The 19,530-nt window shown below is 46.7% G+C and carries 16 protein-coding genes; all 16 read left to right on the forward strand.

Going from position 1 to position 19,530, the window contains the following annotated elements; genetic code table 11:
• Position 1: 1 nt before the first annotated feature.
• The 16 genes from ACI882_RS16070 to ACI882_RS16145 all read left to right on the forward strand — a co-directional run bounded on the left by ACI882_RS16070 (position 2) and on the right by ACI882_RS16145 (position 19,484).
• Positions 2–1,702, forward strand: coding sequence for a terminase large subunit (locus tag ACI882_RS16070; protein ID WP_411744891.1), 1,701 nt, complete (start codon positions 2–4; stop codon positions 1,700–1,702).
• A complete protein-coding gene (locus ACI882_RS16075; RefSeq protein ID WP_411744890.1) occupies positions 1,702–2,952 on the forward strand; it encodes a phage portal protein in 1,251 nt (416 codons plus the stop codon). Before ACI882_RS16070 ends, ACI882_RS16075 begins: the two co-directional genes overlap by 1 nt.
• Entirely contained in the window at positions 2,927–3,685 is a 759-nt protein-coding gene (locus ACI882_RS16080; RefSeq protein WP_411744889.1) for a head maturation protease, ClpP-related, read from the forward strand. Before ACI882_RS16075 ends, ACI882_RS16080 begins: the two co-directional genes overlap by 26 nt.
• A gap of 66 nt (positions 3,686–3,751) precedes the next feature.
• Positions 3,752–4,993: a phage major capsid protein gene (locus ACI882_RS16085; protein ID WP_411744888.1), complete on the forward strand. Its 1,242-nt coding sequence runs from the start codon at positions 3,752–3,754 to the stop codon at positions 4,991–4,993.
• Positions 4,994–5,118: 125 nt separating this feature from the next.
• Positions 5,119–5,958: a hypothetical protein gene (locus ACI882_RS16090; protein ID WP_411744887.1), complete on the forward strand. Its 840-nt coding sequence runs from the start codon at positions 5,119–5,121 to the stop codon at positions 5,956–5,958.
• Between the two features lie 80 nt (positions 5,959–6,038).
• The gene (locus ACI882_RS16095) at positions 6,039–6,305 is read left to right on the forward strand and encodes a hypothetical protein (protein WP_411744886.1); all 267 of its coding nucleotides are present in this window, start codon (positions 6,039–6,041) and stop codon (positions 6,303–6,305) included.
• Positions 6,305–6,643, forward strand: a complete 339-nt coding sequence (locus tag ACI882_RS16100; RefSeq protein WP_411744885.1) for a head-tail connector protein — start codon at positions 6,305–6,307, stop codon at positions 6,641–6,643. The genes ACI882_RS16095 and ACI882_RS16100 overlap by 1 nt, the downstream gene beginning before the upstream one ends.
• Positions 6,643–7,173, forward strand: a complete 531-nt coding sequence (locus ACI882_RS16105; protein WP_411744884.1) for a hypothetical protein — start codon at positions 6,643–6,645, stop codon at positions 7,171–7,173. The genes ACI882_RS16100 and ACI882_RS16105 overlap by 1 nt, the downstream gene beginning before the upstream one ends.
• Positions 7,170–7,730 carry a hypothetical protein gene (locus ACI882_RS16110; protein WP_411744883.1) on the forward strand — a complete coding sequence of 187 codons (561 nt, stop codon included), beginning with the start codon at positions 7,170–7,172 and terminating at the stop codon, positions 7,728–7,730. Before ACI882_RS16105 ends, ACI882_RS16110 begins: the two co-directional genes overlap by 4 nt.
• On the forward strand, positions 7,727–8,128 hold the full coding sequence (locus ACI882_RS16115; RefSeq protein WP_411744882.1) for a hypothetical protein: 402 nt from the start codon (positions 7,727–7,729) through the stop codon (positions 8,126–8,128). The genes ACI882_RS16110 and ACI882_RS16115 overlap by 4 nt, the downstream gene beginning before the upstream one ends.
• A gap of 26 nt (positions 8,129–8,154) precedes the next feature.
• A complete protein-coding gene (locus ACI882_RS16120; RefSeq protein WP_411744881.1) occupies positions 8,155–8,895 on the forward strand; it encodes a hypothetical protein in 741 nt (246 codons plus the stop codon).
• 50 nt (positions 8,896–8,945) lie between these two features.
• Positions 8,946–12,440: a tape measure protein gene (locus ACI882_RS16125; protein WP_411746652.1), complete on the forward strand. Its 3,495-nt coding sequence runs from the start codon at positions 8,946–8,948 to the stop codon at positions 12,438–12,440.
• Positions 12,437–12,808, forward strand: coding sequence for a hypothetical protein (locus ACI882_RS16130; RefSeq protein ID WP_411746064.1), 372 nt, complete (start codon positions 12,437–12,439; stop codon positions 12,806–12,808). The genes ACI882_RS16125 and ACI882_RS16130 overlap by 4 nt, the downstream gene beginning before the upstream one ends.
• 12 nt (positions 12,809–12,820) lie before the next feature.
• Positions 12,821–16,315, forward strand: a complete 3,495-nt coding sequence (locus tag ACI882_RS16135) for a hypothetical protein (protein WP_411746651.1) — start codon at positions 12,821–12,823, stop codon at positions 16,313–16,315.
• A complete protein-coding gene (locus ACI882_RS16140) occupies positions 16,315–17,598 on the forward strand; it encodes an RCC1 domain-containing protein (protein ID WP_411746650.1) in 1,284 nt (427 codons plus the stop codon). Before ACI882_RS16135 ends, ACI882_RS16140 begins: the two co-directional genes overlap by 1 nt.
• The gene (locus tag ACI882_RS16145) at positions 17,595–19,484 is read left to right on the forward strand and encodes a hypothetical protein (protein WP_411746649.1); all 1,890 of its coding nucleotides are present in this window, start codon (positions 17,595–17,597) and stop codon (positions 19,482–19,484) included. Before ACI882_RS16140 ends, ACI882_RS16145 begins: the two co-directional genes overlap by 4 nt.
• The last annotated feature ends 46 nt before the right edge of the window (positions 19,485–19,530 follow it).

Consider the following 19,530-nt stretch of genomic DNA (forward strand, 5'->3'; position numbering starts at 1 on the left):
CATGGCTAGCTTCAATAACGTCAACAAGGCGAATCGATACGCCCGTGACGTTGTCGCCGGCAAGATTGTTACTGGTCGGCTCATTAAACTGGCCTGTAAACGGCACTTAGACGACTTAGCAAAGGAGAAAGATACCAAGTTTAAGTATCGGTTTGATCGTAAAAAAGCCGATAAAGCTTGCCGGTTCATTCAGCTTTTACCGCACACCAAAGGTGAATGGGCCCAAAAGCGCATGCTCATCGAGCTTGAGCCTTGGCAACTTTTCATTGTTGCTTGTTCATTTGGGTGGGTGGTAAAGAAAACCAAGCTACGCCGATTTAGGGAGGTCTATACAGAGGTTCCCAGGAAGAACGGAAAAAGCGCAATCAGTGCCGGCGTTGGTGTTTATGCGTTCGCGGCCGATGGTGAATTTGGTGCTGAAGTTTATTCAGGGGCGACCACTGAAAAGCAAGCTTGGGAGGTGTTCCGCCCTGCTCGCTTAATGTGTATGCGCTCGCCCGATATGTTGGCTCACTTTGGCATTGTGGTGAACGCACAAAACCTAAACAGGCCAACAGATGAAGCGAGATTCGAACCGCTCATTGGTAACCCTGGCGATGGACAAAGCCCAAGTTTAGCGATCGTTGATGAGTACCATGAACATCAAACGGATTCGCTTTATTCCACGATGTTAACCGGCATGGGCGCGCGAAGTCAGCCGCTTATTTGGACCATTACAACCGCCGGCTACAACATTGATGGCCCCTGCTATGACAAGCGCCGTGAAGTCATAGAGATGCTGGAAGGCTCAACACCAAACGATGAATTGTTTGGCGCTATTTACACCATTGATGAAGGCGACGATTGGACCGATCCTGCTATTTTACGTAAGGCCAACCCAAATATGGGGGTGTCGGTTCGTGAAGATTACTTGATCAGCCAGCAACAACGAGCGATTAATAATCCACGGTTCGTAAACACCTTCAAAACCAAACATCTAAATATTTGGGTGAGTTCGAAAACGGCGTTCTTCAACATGGAGCGCTGGAAGGCGTGCTATGACGACTCATTAAAATTAGAAGACTTCAAAGGCAGTGAGTGTGTGTTGGGGTTAGACCTTGCCCGCAAATTAGACATGAACAGCATGGCCCGATTGTTTTGGCGTGACATCGATGGCAAGCGTCATTACTACAGTGTTTGGCCTAAATTCTGGGTGCCAGAAGATACCGTTTTCGATAACGACAATCGGCGCTTGGCTGAAAAATATCAAAAATGGGTATCGAGTAGCCACTTAACACCAACAGACGGCGCCGAAATTGATTACCGAGAAATACTAGCCGGTTGCATTGAAGCCAATCAAGAGGGCCAAGTGATTGAATGCCCGGTTGATCCGCACGGCGCAACGAACCTTTCGCACCATTTGGATGATGAAGGGCTTAACCCGGTCACCATTACTCAGAATTACACCAATATGAGTGACGGTATGAAAGAACTCGAGGCAGCCATTAACAGCGGCCGTTTTCATCACGATGGTAACCCCGTCATGACCGACTCTTTGATGAATGTCGTTGCCAAGTACATACCAGGCAATGATGACGTTATGCGCCCAATTAAAGAACACAAAGACAGCAAAATTGACGGTGCCGTTGCTTTAATCATGGCCGTTGGCCGTGTGTTGGCTGGTGTCGAAACCGATACTCAACCGGAGATCATCTTACTCTAATGTGGCTATTTAACCGTAAATCCAAAGTGCTCGAACAACAGGTTGTTGATCTTCAGCACGATTTGGCGAACACACAAAACTGGACGCTGCAGGATTCAGAAGCCTTTGATGTGCTAACCAACGGCATTACTTCAGCTGCAGGTTTGGCCGTGAATGAACAAACCGCCATGAGTGTGGGTGCCGTTTACGCATGTGTACGATTAATTGCTGGGGCAATCTCTGGTTTACCCATTCCAATTTACCAGCACACGGAAGATGGCCGCGAAAAAGTTGATCACCCTTATGGCTGGTTAATCAATACCGAGCCAAACCCAATGTGGTTGTCTTCAACGTTTTGGCAATACATCGTTAAAAGTAAATTGTTACACGGTGATGGTTTTGCAGCGATTTACCGAAAAGGCGCAGAGGTTCAAGAAATAATACCGTTGGATCCACGCATTGTTGAGCCGGAAAAGAAAAACGGTTACTTAATTTATTGGGTATTCCCAAACGACAGCGACCCGTTTTGGTTACACCAAGATGATGTGTTGCATTTTTCTGGGCTGGGTTATGACGGGTTGCGCAGTTTATCGCCCTTAAAATCTGCCGCGCGTGATGCCATTGGCCTTTCATTGGCGACAACAGATTTCAGCAGCCAGTTTTTTGCCAACGGTGCCAAGCCGGACTTTGCAATAAAAGCCGAGGGCAAATTAACTGACGATACAGTTCGGCAACTACGCCAAACGTGGATGGAGCAACACAGCGGCCGCAACCGGCACTTACCCGCTATTTTACCTCAAGGCATAGACATTAAAGAGCTGACCATGAGCGCGGAAGATGCCCAGCTTTTAGGATCGCGCCAATTTCAGGTAATCGACATCGCCCGTATTTTTGGAGTGCCACCGTTCATGATCGGCGAAACCGATAAAACATCGAGCTGGGGAACGGGTGTTGAGTCTATGGGTATTGGTTTTGTTAAATACACTTTGAAGCCACATTTAGACGGCATTGAAAAAGAATTACGCCGAAAGCTATTTCGCCGCGGCGGTCCTAATGAAAAATACTTTCCTGAATTTAACGTTGACGGCCTGATGCGCGGTGATTCAAAAGCGCAATCAGAATACTACGGCAAAGCATTGGGTGGTTCTTCAGGCCCTGGTTACATGACCGTCAATGAAATACGCAAATTACAAAACTTACCGCCGGTGACCGGTGGTGATGAACTGGTCCAATGGAGTCAAAAGAATGCTCAAAAACAAACTAACGAATAGGCTGCAACAGCTCTTTGCCCAAAACCAACCAGCAAAAGCGACAGGTACCGGTTTGACCATTAAGAACGAAGGCAACGAAACAACCATCTATCTTTATGATGCGATCGGCGGTTGGTATGGCGTCACCGCTGAAGACTTTGCCGTTGCATTGGCTGATGTGAATTCTGCAACTATTCACCTACGCATTAACAGCCCAGGTGGCGATGTCTTTGAAGCACGCGCAATACAAGTGGCGTTGAAACAACACAAAGCCAAAGTCATTGCTCACATTGATGGGTTGGCCGCTTCTGCCGCCACCTATATCGCCCTAGCGGCCGATGAAGTTGAAATGGCTGAAGGTGCGTTCTTCATGATTCACAACGCTTGGACAATGGGTTTAGGCAATGCCAACGACTTTGAAGAGCTAGCGGGCATGTTGCACAAAGTTGATGATTCTATTGTTAAAGATTACCAACGTAAGACAGCCCAAGCACCGGAGCAAATTAAACAATGGATGGATTCTGAAACATGGTTCACGGCCGAAGAAGCCAACGAACATGGTTTTGCCGATCGCATTTATTCTGGTGAAGATGACACCGAAAACTCAAGCAATTGGGATCTATCGGCCTACACCAATACCCCCACTAATTTAATCAAAATCGAATCACCGATCGATGACAGTAAACAAAAAGTGCAAGAACATCGAAACAATTTAATGCGTCGAGTGAACATGCTCGAAGCAATCGCATATTAGCGGGTTCCCGCTGATAACCAGCCGCCTACGGGCGGTTTTTTTATGTCTACTAATGAGGAAATATACATGAAATCGATTCAACAACTGCGGGAACAGCGCGCGGCCAAAGCCAAAGAGTTGCGCCAGCTGGTGGAAAAAACCGAAGTCTGGAAAGATGAGCACCAAACCCAATACGATGCCCTAGAGCAAGAGATCAGCAGCATCGATGCGCAAACCGATCGTTTTCAAAAAGTTATGGATGTTGAAGCCGCTGAAAAGAATAACATTCAAGACCGCGCGAACAGCGAAGGCATCAGTAACGATCAAGCTGAATTTAAACAAAGCCAAGAAAAGGCCATTTTCAGTGCCTGGTTACGTGGCGGCCGCGATGGCTTAAGCAATGAGCAGCTTCAATATGTAGGTGCTCGTCATCGTGAATTACAAAATGCTATGGGTACGGGCACTGGCGCCGATGGTGGTTACCTTGCACCAAACGACTACGCCCGAACAGTGATATCGGCACTAAAAGAATACGGTGGCATGCGTGAAGTGGCGACGGTCATTCAAACCGAGCGCGGTACCGAACTGCCCTATCCAACCTCAAACTCAACATCAGATAAAGGTGAACTGGTACCAGAAAGCCAACGAGTGTCTAAATCAGATCCGACCTTTGGTACCAAGTCTTTGTTCGCGTACAAGTTCAGCTCTAAAGTGATCACTGTGCCAATCGAACTGTTACAAGACAGCGTGATTGATCTTGAAGCATTCATTCGAAACCAAATTGTCGAACGTTTAGGCCGATCAACCAATGAGTTTTACACCGTTGGTTCGGGGGTTGCACAGCCTGAAGGTATTGTTACCGCCTCTGCAGCAGGCAAAATCGGTTCAACCGGCCAAGTCTCCACCGTGTCTACCGATGATCTACTGGACTTAAAACACGCTGTAGACCCTGCCTACCGCAAAGCTGGCAAAGCGCGATGGATGTTCCACGACCAAACATTGAAAGCCTTGAAGAAACTCAAAGACCCAAGCACTTCTAAGCCAATCTGGATGCCTGGTTACGATATGGGCGAGCCTGATTTGATCGATGGCAACCCTTACACCATTAACCAGGATATGCCCGAAATGGCCGCTAGTGCGAAATCGATTTTGTATGGTGATTTCAGCAAATACATCATCCGTGATGTGATGCAAATGGTGTTACTACGGTTCGATGATTCCGCATACATGGAGTATGGCCAAGTTGGTTTCTTAGCGTTCATGCGATCTGGTGGTAACAACATGGATGTTGGCGGTGCGGTTAAGCATTACCAGAACTCAGCTACATAGTCATGAAATATAACTAGGGTTTCTTCGGGGACCCTTACTCATAAAACGGAAAAATCACATATTCCTATTGGCTAAAACCCTACAATATGACAATCTAAGAGAATTATTAAATTTGAGGGAACCCAATGTTTAAAGAAATATTGACATCAGTCCGTGCTCAACTCTATGAGCGTGCAGTCAGTCCGTTAATGGGGAGTTTCGTCATTTCATGGTTGCTATGGAACTACAAGATAATTCTTGTATTATTTTCAGACCTCGACCTACATGAAACGATAAAATATATAGAGATCACTTTATACCCTACTTGGAATGATTTTCTTCCGACTGGTGTGTTATTTCCACTTATATCCGCTTTAGCGTACATTTTTATTTACCCATATCCAGCACGATGGGTATTTAGGTTTACTCAAACGCAACAAACTATCAATTCAAATTTAAAAAAAGAAATTGAAGGTAAAACACTTTTGACCGAAGATGAAGCTAGAAAGCTAAGATTAAAAATTAATGAACTAGAACGCGAGTTTGAATCAATAATAGAAGAAAAAAACCAAGAGATATCTGATTTAAAAACTGAACTTCAAAGTCCAAACGAATTGTCACCGGCCAAGCAAGGTGTCCTTTCAGAAATATCAATAAATAATGAAATTAAACAAGGCGATCTAGACGGAATTAAAAAAGATGGATCTAAAACTATAAGTGAATCATTTTTTAGTAACACCTCTTCAAGCTTAAGTAACAGCCAAATTAATATTTTGAATAAGATTGGCAATAACCCATTTAAATATCAGGAAATGGGTTTAGTCTATGAATCAAAAAATAAGATATCCACTCGATACGATATTAACCTACTCATTGAGTTAGGTTTAATCAAAGAAATCCCTGATGAGATGGGTAATGGAAACAATCTTGACTTAACGCAAAAAGGAAGAAAATTCATGATAGAGAACAACCTACAAAAGCTCTAGTTTACTCAATTAAACAAAATATCATTATTTAGGCCCTGGCATCCGCTGGGGCTTTTTCGTTTCAGTATGGAGAAAATAAAATGTCAAAGAAGAAACAAATCCAAAACGAGCAACCGCAATCCACTCCACAAGAAAACGAACCACCGAAAGCCAAACCGCCTGAAGAAACAGAACAGGAAACGATTGAAGTATTAGCGCTTGTAGATAATAAAACCTTTGGCTTGAAGTGCGGCCAGATTCACAACGTGCCGGTTGATGTTGTCGATCAACTTGTAAGTGCGGGTGTGGTCGATGGCGAACAAGCTGCTATCGCTTCGGGTAAACGCCCCGAGAAGGAAGCCGACTAATGTTGGTGTCTCTTGAAGAGCTCAAGCTTCAGTGCCGGCTACCTGTTACGCATGTAGCCGAAGACTCGTTGCTAACCACCATTGCGATTGCAGCCAGTGAAGCGGCCGCCGCCGACCTGAATAGAGCGCTTTACATCGATCAAACGGCCCTAGACTCGGATTCAAACGCACCGGCCAATGCCATGGTTGTAACGGCGGGTATTAAAGCTGGCATTCTCTTAATTGGCGCCAGTTTGTATGCAAACCGAGAATTTGAAGTCACGGGCACCATTGTCTCTTCATTCGAACGAACGCTTAGTTACCTTTGGGGCCCTCACCGCTGGTATGGAGAAATTTAATGCGCGCAGGTCGATTAAATACCTTAGTAAATGTGACGCATCAATCCGGTGACGTAAGTTCCATTTGGGCGGAATGGTTAGCCGATGTTCCTGGGACTGTTGGAGCTATAGAAAGTTTAGAACAACCCAATTCAGTCACCCTACGACACCGTAATTTGCCACCATTAACACCAGGAGATTGGATTGAACATGGTGGCCGTTTATTACGAATCGGCTGGACCGGACTAAGTACAAAAGTTCGTAACGGTTACGAATCTGTTTGCACTGAATATGCTGGAATCAACGCCACTTACACTCCGCTGGTGGGCCAACCAAAAACGGTACGAATTTTTATAGAGCGAGATCTAGATTATATCGGTGAAGTTGGCCGCATTGCTGAAACACGGCACCGAATTGAACTATTGCAAATTGAATTAGAGCGAAGCCCAGAACGAGGTGATTTAGTGACGGTTGGGCCTGAAACATTAACCGTCGAAGGCTTAGCGCCGGGCATTGATGACGGCATTTTATACCAAATAGTTGCAGCATGAACGGCTTCACCATTGATACCAGCCGTTTAACGGGGCTGGGCACTTACCTGGGCGCGTTTGAATCTGAAATTCTGGCCGCCGCTCCCAAGGCCGCTAACAGTACTGCTACTTGGTTGCGTAAAACATTTTCTGAAAAGGTCGCAACACTTGGTCCAGAAAAGAAATTAGTTCAAGCCATGACCAACATTACTCGAGCAAAAAAAGGAAGCCCTTGGGCCTTTGTTCGCCCCTCTGGCCAACGGATCTATGCCGCTAGTTTTAATGGTACTCGGTTTGTCTCTGGAGAAAACCCAACACGAGGGCACATTGAAGTTCAAGGTTTTCAAAGTAAAACAACGGCCATTGGTTTTGTAAACACCAAAGCCAAGTCGGAAAATCCGCGACCTATGCGAACCAATAAAAAACAAAGTAACAAATTAGCGCCGGCACTTGGACCAAGCCCAGCCATGTTGTTTGCGGAATATCTGAAAACCGAGTCCGACCTTGAAGAAAAAATTTATTTAAAGCTCACCACCTATTTTGAAAACAACTTAACCAAAGCGATGAACCTACGATGACAATCAACGCAACGGCCATTAGCCAAGCCATAAAGGCACAGTTAGAAACAATACCTGGGCTCACTGTAATAACGGGCAAGTCAGTAGATTGGATCAACAACCCTGTTTACCCAGTTTTGGTGATGGAACCTAAATTTGAACGGATCGAAGGCATTAGCGTGCCAAAGATAAAATATCAACGTGTTTGGGCCGTGGAGATATTTGTAGAACAAGAAGATGCCGAATCGGCTTTAACCTCACTGCTTCGTGAAGTGTTTGAAGCATTAGGTTTGGCGCAGCAGCAACCCACATTGGCCAGTGCCCGGATCAGTGCCAGTGATATTTCATTTACCCTTTTTATTGAGCAACAACCGCAGTCCAGTGCTGATTTCCAGCTAACTGCCCATTTCGTTGAATAACCCCAAACCTATACCAGGAGAAACCTATGGATCTAAAATCCTATATTGGCAGTGGCCGCGTTTATTTAAAAGAGCGTGGTACCACTGACCCGCTGCTACCCGTTGGTAATGTATCTTCATTAGCATTCGCTTTCGAAGAAGACAAAAAAACGTTAGCAGACCATCAAAACCCAGGCGGCGGCGTTGCGGATTCTGTCTCTCGCATCACCGGTGCGACGGGTAACATGAACACCAACACCATTAATTCACGCAACATGGCGATGGCCTTGCGTGCCGATGTTACCACCGTGGCAGGTACAACCATCACCGATGAGTTACACAACAGCGCCGGCGTTCATGATGAATTCATTCCGTTTAACTTCCCGTATGACAAGGCACAAACAGTCACCGTGAAAAGCTCAGCTGATTTAGCGCTAGTAGAAGGCACTGACTACCAGCTAAGTAATGGCGGCATCATTGTTATGGGGGGTGGAAGCATCGATCAACTGGGTGTAAAGCTGTCTTACACTTCTCTAGGTGCTGATGTTGTTGAAATGCTCACGAACTCTGGCAAAGAGTACGAATTGCATTTTGATGGTTTGAACGAGGCCGACTCAGGCCGCGCTGTTCAAATCATTATTCACCGCCTTAAATTCAGCCCAGCCTCTGGCATGGATTGGTTAGGTGATGACTTTGCTGAAATGCCATTGGAGTTTGATTTACTGTCTGCAGGCAACATCGTGGCAGCGGGTAAATCGCAATACGTGAAAGTAACCTTTACCAACTAATTGTGGGGGCGCTTGCCCCTGCTTTCCCTCGTCTTTAATGAAGAACTCTTATGTCTGATGAACGTCTCTATTCCATAAAACTTGGGCTGGATGCAACGAGTGGCGCCCGCAATATGCGCCAGTTCCATACCTTGTTCAATAAAACCTTGAAAGAGTTAGGCGAGCAAGCACCCGACATAAAAGCGTTTAAGGAAATTGCCAAGCAAGCCGAAACGAGTGAAGCCGCCCTTGATGGTGTTGATGGTGAAATGGCCGACCTGGTACACAGCTATAACAAATTAAAATCTGAAGCTTCTGCGCGTGACAAACTGAACTTTATTCCAGATAAAGAAATCGAACGCCAAGTTGCCGCAGTTCGCAAACACTTCGCGACACTTAAAAACTCTGGCTCGTTATCAGCGAAAGAAATTGAACGAGCCTATGAACAAACTGAATTACAGATACGTTCCTTACGAGGCGAAACCGAGAAGTCAGCTACAAAAACGGAAGGCGCGTTAAAGCGTATAGCGAAACAAGCCCTGGCAGTCGGTGCAGCTTTTATTGGTTTTCGGCAAATCGGGCGCTTAAGTGGCAGTATTCTGCAAACCGGTGATTCCTTTGAAAAGCTAGACAAACAACTCGAAGCACTAACGGGCAGCTCTGAAAAAGCACAACAAGCCAGCGCTTGGATTAAAGACTTCACCCAAGAAACGCCACTTCAACTTGAGCAAGTGACGGAGCAGTTCACCAAGCTTAAAGCCTTTGGTTTGGACCCAATGGACGGCACCTTACAAAACCTCGTTGACGCCAACGAACGGCTAGGCGGTGGCATGGAGCGGTTGAATGGTGTGGTCACTGCCTTTGGCCAAGCCTGGGCAAAACAAAAACTGCAGGGTGAAGAAATCATGCAGTTAGTCGAAAAAGGTATTCCAGTTTGGGAGACCTTAGAAAAAGTCACCGGTAAGAATACTGCAGAGTTACAAAAACTGAGTAGTGCCGGCAAGCTAGGCCGTGACGTTATTAAACAACTTATGGAAGAGTTAGGGAATCAAGCCAGCGGCGCTGCCCTGGCAAACATGACCACACTCTCTGGGTACATATCGAATCTAAAAGACCAATGGCAATCCTTTTTAAATGAAATTGCTAATGCGGGTGCGCTTGATTACGCCAAAGAGCGACTAAGTAGCCTGCTAGAAACCATAAAAGAACTTGATCGTAACGGAACATTAAAGTCGTGGGCAAAATCTATTAGCGACGCAATGGTGAACATTAGTAAGGGCGTTCAAGTCACAATTGAAACGCTAGTTAAGTTCAAGACTGAAATACTCTCTATCGCGACCATACTTACAGCAGGCGCTTTTTATCGTGGACTTGGCAATGCCATGGTGGGCTTAGGTAAATTCGGTGCCGCCGCTAAAATTGCTGGCGGTGCCGCTAAAGTATCTGCCGGCAACATGGGTATTTTAGCTGCCTCGATGCGCGCGCTACCCGCTACGATAGCCATTACCGTTGCTGTCACAGGCATTAAGGCTGCTATCTCAGGTTTCGATACTTTGTTTTCAAAAATGTCGGGATATGAAGAAAGCCAACGTCAGCTCATGCAAATTAATGATCAGTTCAAAAACAATATGTTTGATCTGGCAGCTGGTTTTCGAGAGCAAGCCGAAGCCCTTGGCACTGTTCGAGATATGGAATACCAAAGTACTGAAGCGTTGTTGCAAATGTCCAAACAAGAGCGCGATGCCTACGAACTAAAATTGAGCAATATAAAAGAATACCTACGCTTAAAGGTCAGTGAGTCTCAAGCAACTAAGGCCGCAGGTGCGGACCTTGATGATGAAACAAAACGAGCTCTCGAACTGTACAAAACCCATACCGCTGGGATGATGTCACTTAAAGAAGCTAACGATTTTGTGGCCAAGGCGATTAAAAACAACTTATCTATTGCCGCACAACAAGCCGTTGATAGTTTTGCAGAGCTACAAGCCAATGGCATGAGTGCGGCCGATGCTTTTAAAACCGCTGGCGAAAGCCTAGACCTAAAAAACCTCGATGATGTGCGCACACTAAACGCCTTGCTCAAAGAAATTGAAAACTCTGGTTCCGAAATGAGCCAGGAGTTGTCTAAGGCATTAGGTGACATCACCGGCGATATTAATTTCAGTGATTTAGATCGAATCCGCACCACCATTGATGCCGCTTTCACCAACGCAGAAGACAAAGCCCGCGCATTAGGGGCTGTTCTTAAAACGGGCTTAGCCGATGAACTTAGCCGGCTGGGCCTAAGCTTCTCTGAACTTGAAACCGGTATCGATGCCAGCGCAAGCCAAGCCGTCACCGATTTTCAGGCCGTCATAGAAGTCATTAAATCAACAGGTGTTGAAGCCGAGATTGCAGAGCAAAAAATTATTGAAGCGTATCAGGCAGCGAAAAATCAAGCTGGCGACAGCACTGTCGCCGTAGATCAATTAAACGATGAGTTGAAGCGATCGGGTGATGAAGGCCTAGTTAGCCAAAAGAAAGTACAAACCGCCATTAAAGAAACTGGTAACGAAGCCACCAACTCAGGTCAGCAAATCAATACAGCAAACCAAAACGCCAAAAAAGGATTCAAAGAAGTGGCGCAAGCCGCTGAAGAAGTCACCGAGGCAATGAAGAAACAAGCCGATGCCGGCGCTGCTCTGGCAAAAGTGGTGGGTGACTTCATAAACGCCACTGTATCTGAGCTAAAAGGCTTAAGTGATCAAACGGCGAACCTGTTCAATGAACGCGTTGGCTTCGATACAACACCAATATTAAACGACACCGAGCAATTGAAAGCCGCTATGCAACAAGCCCAACGAGCGGCCATAGAGACCCGCCAGGGCATAGCTTCTATAGGTGTTGATGCGACTGGCTTAAATAGCTTTAGGCAGCAACTGACCATTGCTAGCAATGAAGCCAGCGCCGCATTTTATAAACAAAAACTATCTTATCAAGAGCTCATGAATGAAATCGACAGCGGTGATTTAAGTGGTAACGCCCTGGTACGGGCGGCTCAAGATGCTGTAAATACATTCGACCTACTCGACAGCAAAGACTTATCAAATCTAGAAAACGCCATTGTAAGCGCTCGCCGTGAAATGGAGTCACTCAGTGACAGCGCCAGCGATACTTTAGGCAACCTCCAAGATGAATTGGATCGACTAAAAGGCAACTACGACGAAATTGAACAGCGCGAATATGATCAGAAAAAATCGGAACTTGAAGCCCTAATAAAACAAGCTGAAGCCGCTGGTAATTCAGCGGCCGTGACAGATTACCGAGAGTCACTAGACGTTCTAAAAGAAATCAATCGCGAGCGTGAACGGCAACGAACAGAAGAGCGTAAAGCAGCACAAGAAACTAAAGAAACTGAAAAATCCACAGCGCCCGAACCTTCTCAAACCAAAGAAAGCCCAACCAAAAGCAGTAGCGTTAATTTAAGACTCCCAGGGGGAGGCACTTCAACAGTGTCTGGAAACCCTGAGGACATAGACGCCCTGCTCGACTACTTAGCCGAAGCCCAAATGAGTACTACCGAATGACTTTAGATAATATTGATATTTCAAACATGCTCTGGATCGACCAATTTAACTGGGGACCGATCGCTCAGCAATCCGACCGCACTATTACAGGTGGTCTGGTTGTACAAGAAGGCGTTAAAAAATTCGGCCAACCCATCACGCTCACTGACTCCTGGCTTCCCAAAACCACAGTAGATGCGCTTAAAGCCAAAGAAGCGATTGGTGGCTTGAAAATGCTGTTAACGCTAGACAATGGCGCAACCCATTCCGTTATTTTCAACCGATCGCGTGGGGCTGCTGTTGAAGCCACACAGGTTTTCCCAAATACCGACGCACCAGCAGATTGGCAATATGAAACCACTATCAGTCTGTTCACCGTACAACCATAATAGGAACCCGTAATGAGCATTACAGCCAACGACATCAAATTAATGCAACCGGAACGTTTGACGGACAACAGCGACGGTGGTGGCAGCATGACCGGACTGCCTGTCATCGATGCTGAGATCAATAACTTGTTCGAAGATATCTCTCGCATCAACCGCACCTATGGCAATGTGTCATTGCGCAAAGGTTTTTTGAAAGTAGATACAGCCACGGCCGATCTATATCTCGATAGTCACGCGATCATAGCTGAGCAACCTGCTGACCCTAATGTTTCGGGTTTGCTGTTTACGACTGAGAACTTTTATGATGAACGCGCATCAGCACGCCAGCGTATTGAATCATTTGTTATTGCGGGTCCTAGAACTGGTTTAAGGCTCCGTGGCAACCAAAACAAAGGCCAGCAATCAATCATCGCTTATAGCGGTGTAACCAATACCCCAGCGCCAGTTTCTGGTGACACTTACATGTTGCAAATTGGTGAAGATGAAGCAACCCGACAGTTTGTTAAAGTGACTGAAGTCATCGAAACGAATGAAATATTCACGTACTTACGAAACGAAGGCGGAAACACTGCTGTAATCAACTTCCCTGTTCGACAGTGGATAATGAGCATCAGCACAGAGCTAGAGCGAGACTTTCCGAATGTAGACCCGCACCCTTATCAAACCCAAACAAGCTATGTACACGATACGTCACCCAGTGTGAGTGCAAAGTACTACGGTACTAGCAAGCTGGCTGAAGCGATCACGGCAGGCGCAACATCACTGAAGGTAGAAAACACCTTTGCCCCCATTATCCCAACGGCCAGTAGCGAGACTGCGATTATTGATCAGAAGCCTGGCGGTTATGTTGATACCTTTATTCCAACAACGACCCCGTTGACGCTCACGGTAAATACAAACGTAGGTGAAATCTATCTACCGACTGCGATATTACCAGGCTCAATTTCGTTTCAAGTGGGCGGAGTAACATTTACAGATAAGAATGATCGCTTCGAACGGTCTGACGGCACGACAACTGGATTCGATTTAGTGCAAATAGATTATGCCGGTGGTGTAATCAGTATCTTAGGTCAAACCTTGGGCTCAACCAATCAATCGCTCACGTACACACCTGCAGCTGTTAAAACTCGGGTACCGCACACAGGCGCCATTGAGATCAGCGACAACAACCGGAACTTCAACTATGTATTGCAATTAAACGCACTACCCGCGCGGCGTAGCTTTGAGTTGAGTTATCAGTACTTGAATAAGTGGTACACCATACAAGATGACGGCGCAGGTAATTTAACTGGCGACGGTGGTGGTCAGATCAACTATTCAACAGGTTCAGTAGCCGTTGCATTGAATGTACAGCCTGATGCAAACAGCCAAATCTTCTTTCAATGGAGTGATCCTGACGATTACATCAGCGGCGAAGGCACTGCGTTTTCTGGCGCGGTACCGACCCGCATTAACTTAGAAAACCAAGACATTACACCTGGTAGTTTTACGATCAATTGGACTCAAGGGAGCGTGGCCAAAACAGCGAATGACAACGGTGCCGGCGCGCTAACTGGTGATGCTACTGGGGCTATTTCTTACGCCAGCGGGTTTATTGAAATAACAGGAATACCGGACGCGGGCACTGATTGGGAAATGAACTACACATACAACCCAGCAGCTACTCGCCAGACTGACACAATCAGCATCGCAAAAAATACCAACCGAAGCGATATAACCATCAACATCTTGGCGGGTGGCGTTAAGCCGGGAACAGTGAGGTTCCAGCTAGAAAAAAGCGAAAAGAAACTGGTTAAGCTATTTAGTGCACCCAACCTTGAAAAGTATCAGCATATCAGCCTGGCATTCGAAGATGATGGGAATGGAGTCATCAAGCTAAATGATGCTAACGTTGGAACCATCAACTACCTAACCGGGACAATAGTGTTGACCGGCACTGCCTTTTTAAGTGGTTCTAGAACAACACGCGAACGCTGGGAGATTGACCCTAACGATCAGGCTTATACTAAATACGAAACAAAAGTATTTGAGACTACTATAGTCGAGCAAATACTCGCACAGTCCATTGAGGTCACTTACATTTTTGATTCTGAAACACCAGTGTCTTCAACCGAAGTTAAACCGCGCAATGTTTTTAAATGGCATTTTAGACTAAGTGATGGTGACCCTGTTGTGCCAGGCTCAGTCATTTTGCAAGTTGCTAGCGAGCACTGGTATGACAACGGCGCTGGTCAAATCGTGCGAAGCTTTAGCACGTCTACGGGCGTTGGTACCAGCATTGGCACGATCGAATACAAGACTGGTCAGGTCATCATTGACGATTACGCTGGCCGACCCGCTGCCGCAAATATCACGCCGATATCAGTGCTCACAGGTGAAGACTTCAACGTCATTATTGCAACAACGTTTAGAACCAAAAACAGCCCTTTACGGCCTTCAGGTTTTACGCTTCGATGTGAAGACGGGGTTGGCGGCAGCTACACATCCGCAGGTGATGGCGCGGGGAATCTTGTTGGTACCGGACTAAACGCCAGCGGAACAATCGACCTTGATGACGGTATTATCAACGTTAAGTTTTCAACCGCCATGGAAGCCTCAAGTATTTTTTATAACGCCGTGAGTTACAAAAGCGTGCCACTTAGTTCTCAAATTTTAGGTCTTGATCCTGTGCGACTGCCGGCAGACGGTCGCGTACCAATTTTCAGAGATGCCGGAATATTGGTATTAACCCACACTCAAAAAGACGAGATTACCACGCCAAGCGACGGGCTAGTTGTAAGCGCAAACCGAACCACGCTACACGACGGGTGGATAGAAGACCAAACGGGTACCCGACTAAAAGCTGATCAAGCCATTCTTGATAAAGAGCTAGGCACCATAACTCTAGCGACTCCCTTTTCAGCCGTAGACGAAGCCAGCACACCACTGACAGGCACGCTTTATTTTGTACATCGCATTGATGATATGGCACTTTGCAGTGAAGCTCGCATTGACGGCCAACTAACCCTAGCCCAACCGATCGCGCACGATTACCCAATCGGCTCATGGGTCGCATCAGCGGTATACTTGGGCGACTTGCAAGCCCGCATCAAAAACCTAAACAGCTACACAACTGATGTTGGCTATGGCAATACCGGAACGAAAACGGACGCGCAATACAATGCAATTGCCTATCCGATCGCGATAGACAACAGCGGCAGCGTACCCGATCGCTGGATGATTAAATTCAATTCATCAAGCGCGTTCAGCTTATACAGCGAAGAACGCGGCTTAGTGGGTACCGGATCAACTGCCGTGGATTTCTCACCAGTTAATCCACAAACCGGAACACCCTATTTCACAATAAAAGCAGCTGGCTGGGGTACAGGCTGGAACGTTGGGAATTGCTTGTATTTCGACACCAACGCCGCCGCCGCGCCGCTTTGGATGATTCGGACGGTATTGCCTGGTCAAGCTACTGAAACTGACGACAAAATAAAATTAGAGCTTCGGGGAGATCACAACTAATGTCAGCTTCAGAAATATCAGGTGTTGTTAGCATTGATGGCGTTTCAGCAGTGCGACCTGTGTTAGTGATTTCAGACGATCCCACAGGCCGACAGATTTTAGCGGAAGGTATGAGTAATCCCGATGGCTCATTTTTAATTCAATACACAGGCTGGGAGGGCTCAGTAATTGCACTAGCCCTAGACCACTACGGCGCAGACTGGACCGCAGAAAAAACTTTAAACGCCGGCACTATAATTCACCCGACAGCGGCAAACGGCTTTGTGTACGAAGCAAGCACCGGTGGCACGACAGGAATTACCGAGCCTGCGTGGGCAATTGATGGTACCAGCGCGACAACAGATGGTAGCGTCTCATGGGTGCCTAAGCCATATTATAGACCCATAGCGAGCGGGCCGATTAAAGGGAATGTAACGCAGCTAGAGCCAGCGCCAATAGTTTTTAGAGAAACCATTACTGCTGGCGGAGACTTTACTATTGCGATAAATAGCAACGGAGCGATAGAAGGCTGGGGAGCAGACACAGGCGGAATTTTGAGTGGTATCCCAATAGTAACTAATGCAATTGAGGTTGTAGCAGGCCATGACCATGCACTGGCACTTTTGTCTGACGGGTCCGTGGTTGGATGGGGTAACAATACAGCAGGTAAAGCAACACCACCAAATAATTTAGGGTTATGCCAAAAAATAGCAGCAGGGCCAACTGGGTCGGCGGCAATACAGAAAGACGGGAACCTAGTTGTTTGGGGCGACTCAACAAAAGGACAAGCTAACATTCCTGCGGAAGTGATAAACCCAATAGATATTGCTTTCACTTACAGAACAATAACAGCCCTTTTGTCTAATGGAACGCTGGTAGCATGGGGAGATAATTACTCCACCCTTGTTACAGGAAAACCGAATATTTCAAATGGCATACAGGTCGTTGGAGGTAGATATGCGTTTGCCGTTTTGACAGATTCTGGTCAAGTTTTTGAGTGGGGTCAAAAACAAAGCGCACCTTCGGCAGCAGACCCTAACATTAAGTTCATTGCTGGCGGTGGTTACTCGTTTGGCGCACCTAGAAATGACAGTACTATTATTAGTTGGGGACAAACAGCTGGGCCGGCCCAATCACTAAATATGGTGCGCCTAGCGTATGGCTCCTATAATTCAGCACATGGTGCGGCAATATTGAATGATAAGTCGGTTTTTTGTTGGGGTGATAACGATAATGGGCAATCAACCCCGCCGGTTGGGTTTCAAGCCCTCATACCGAAAAATCCAGACCGCTTTATTAAATGAATTATATTCCAGAAAACCACAACGCGATCGCTCTAGATTTCTCAGCTAAGAATTACAAGCCAGAAAACTGGAATGCAATCGAGCTAGACTTTAACGACGCCTCTGGCGGTCCAGTTTTACCGTGGAAAAAACCAAACCTCGTGAAGTCATGGACGCTGGCAAGCAACACAGCAGACCATAGCCCCGCACTAGCGAGCTTGATGCATGGCGCAACAAACCAAGCCGATCATGGGAGTCGATGGTTGTATGGGCAAGCAGAGCACCAACCGCAAGTAACGATTGCAAGTTTTGGCGCTTCTAACCAAATCGATCATGGCAACCAATCGTTGTGGGGCAAAGCTGATAGCAAAGCACACTCAATCACAGCCAAACATCGTGATTCAAAGCCGCGCGACAATTTCAGCAATCAGCCATTTAATGCCAGTACACACAAAGACCGAGTAGATTACATCGTTCCATTTGTTGTCAACACTGCGATCGTTGATCGGTTTCAAAACAACCCTTGGTGGCATGTGAATGTGACAGGCCACCTTTACGATGATAAGTCGGATAAGCGACGACTTCTAAACACCGACCCAGATCGTGCTCACTTAACATTGGCCGTTTTTGGCGAACCGTACACACCACAAGCATGGAACGATATTGGCTTAAATTTTGGATGGATTAAACCAAGCCGACCAGCGGTACCGCATGACAGCAGCATGAGACTTACGGCAAAGCAAGCAACTCCCCGTGACAGTGACCACGGATTACCATGGGGCTTAGGTGAAAGCCGGTGGCGCAACTGGAACCTTCCCTACCCAGTCGAAGATAATGAAGTGCCACCCGACCCTACAGAGCCACCAGAAATTAGAGAGGTTTACCTAATAATGAATTCACTTGATGTCAGAGACATATCAACCAGCACCCCGTTAGACATCGCCAACGTTTCTATCAGCCTAAATATTGACTCCCTTGCCTGGAAGTTTAGCGCAGACCTATTTGGTGAAGGTAGCCTAGCATTAGTACAGCCAGACAATAGCGGCATGAAAGATATCAGCGTGACAATTAATGGCCATCGCTGGGTATTTGCAATTGATCGTTACGAATCCGACGAACGCTTTCCAACCAAAAAATACAAAATTGGCGGATCTAGTCGAACTCAATATATGGCCGCTCCCTTTGCCCCAACATCAACCCACACAAACGCATTAGCCACAACAGCCAATCAAGCAGCTGTACAAGCACTAGCAAATACAGGGTTCACTTTAAACTGGACCCAAGGCGGTAGTGACGACCTGCCGGATTGGCAAATCCCGATCGGAGCCCTTCGGTACCAGAACAAGACGCCCGCCCAAATAGTGGCTCAAATTGTTACCGCTGCCGGTGGGGTTATGATCCCTCAAAAGGATGCCGACAACTGGAAGATTCGCCCGCGTTATAGAGTCGCGCCCTGGCATTGGAACTCAGCCACGCCAGACGTGAGTGTTTACGCTGGGATGATTCGAAGCCGCTCGGCTAAGTACGAGCCCGCCCAAGAGTTCAACGCCTGTTTCGTGTCTGGTACCGAACTGGGTGTCAGTGTCGATGTAAGACGCCAAGGGTCTGGTGGCACTCAACCCATGCCCGATGTGTATGAAGACCTAATCACGGACCCACAACCTGCAATCAGTCGAGGTAAGGCAGAGATAGCCAGCACCGGTAACAAGGTAATCGAAACACTTTCGATATTCATACCTGAAAGCCAAGCGGTACCAGGCATAATTGAACCAGGGCAATTGCTCAAAGTTTTACATGATGTCAGCGCCAACGACTATTTAGGCTTGGTGCTCTCAACCAGTATTAGCGTGACTCAATCCGGTGGCGCAGCTGTATACCAAAACATAACTATTGAGAGGAACCCGTAATGGCCACACGTAACCCCTGGTTAAAGTTCAAAGCATTGCTACAAGG

It is taken from the genome of Reinekea sp., assembly GCF_046710285.1.
Lineage (GTDB): Bacteria > Pseudomonadota > Gammaproteobacteria > Pseudomonadales > Natronospirillaceae > Reinekea.

Coding starts and splice junctions, on each gene's coding strand:
- ACI882_RS16070 (WP_411744891.1), top strand. CDS start 2: ATGGCTAGCTTCAATAACGTCAACAAGGCGAATCGATACGCCCGTGAC.
- ACI882_RS16075 (WP_411744890.1), top strand. CDS start 1,702: ATGTGGCTATTTAACCGTAAATCCAAAGTGCTCGAACAACAGGTTGTT.
- ACI882_RS16080 (WP_411744889.1), top strand. CDS start 2,927: ATGCTCAAAAACAAACTAACGAATAGGCTGCAACAGCTCTTTGCCCAA.
- ACI882_RS16085 (WP_411744888.1), top strand. CDS start 3,752: ATGAAATCGATTCAACAACTGCGGGAACAGCGCGCGGCCAAAGCCAAA.
- ACI882_RS16090 (WP_411744887.1), top strand. CDS start 5,119: ATGTTTAAAGAAATATTGACATCAGTCCGTGCTCAACTCTATGAGCGT.
- ACI882_RS16095 (WP_411744886.1), top strand. CDS start 6,039: ATGTCAAAGAAGAAACAAATCCAAAACGAGCAACCGCAATCCACTCCA.
- ACI882_RS16100 (WP_411744885.1), top strand. CDS start 6,305: ATGTTGGTGTCTCTTGAAGAGCTCAAGCTTCAGTGCCGGCTACCTGTT.
- ACI882_RS16105 (WP_411744884.1), top strand. CDS start 6,643: ATGCGCGCAGGTCGATTAAATACCTTAGTAAATGTGACGCATCAATCC.
- ACI882_RS16110 (WP_411744883.1), top strand. CDS start 7,170: ATGAACGGCTTCACCATTGATACCAGCCGTTTAACGGGGCTGGGCACT.
- ACI882_RS16115 (WP_411744882.1), top strand. CDS start 7,727: ATGACAATCAACGCAACGGCCATTAGCCAAGCCATAAAGGCACAGTTA.
- ACI882_RS16120 (WP_411744881.1), top strand. CDS start 8,155: ATGGATCTAAAATCCTATATTGGCAGTGGCCGCGTTTATTTAAAAGAG.
- ACI882_RS16125 (WP_411746652.1), top strand. CDS start 8,946: ATGTCTGATGAACGTCTCTATTCCATAAAACTTGGGCTGGATGCAACG.
- ACI882_RS16130 (WP_411746064.1), top strand. CDS start 12,437: ATGACTTTAGATAATATTGATATTTCAAACATGCTCTGGATCGACCAA.
- ACI882_RS16135 (WP_411746651.1), top strand. CDS start 12,821: ATGAGCATTACAGCCAACGACATCAAATTAATGCAACCGGAACGTTTG.
- ACI882_RS16140 (WP_411746650.1), top strand. CDS start 16,315: ATGTCAGCTTCAGAAATATCAGGTGTTGTTAGCATTGATGGCGTTTCA.
- ACI882_RS16145 (WP_411746649.1), top strand. CDS start 17,595: ATGAATTATATTCCAGAAAACCACAACGCGATCGCTCTAGATTTCTCA.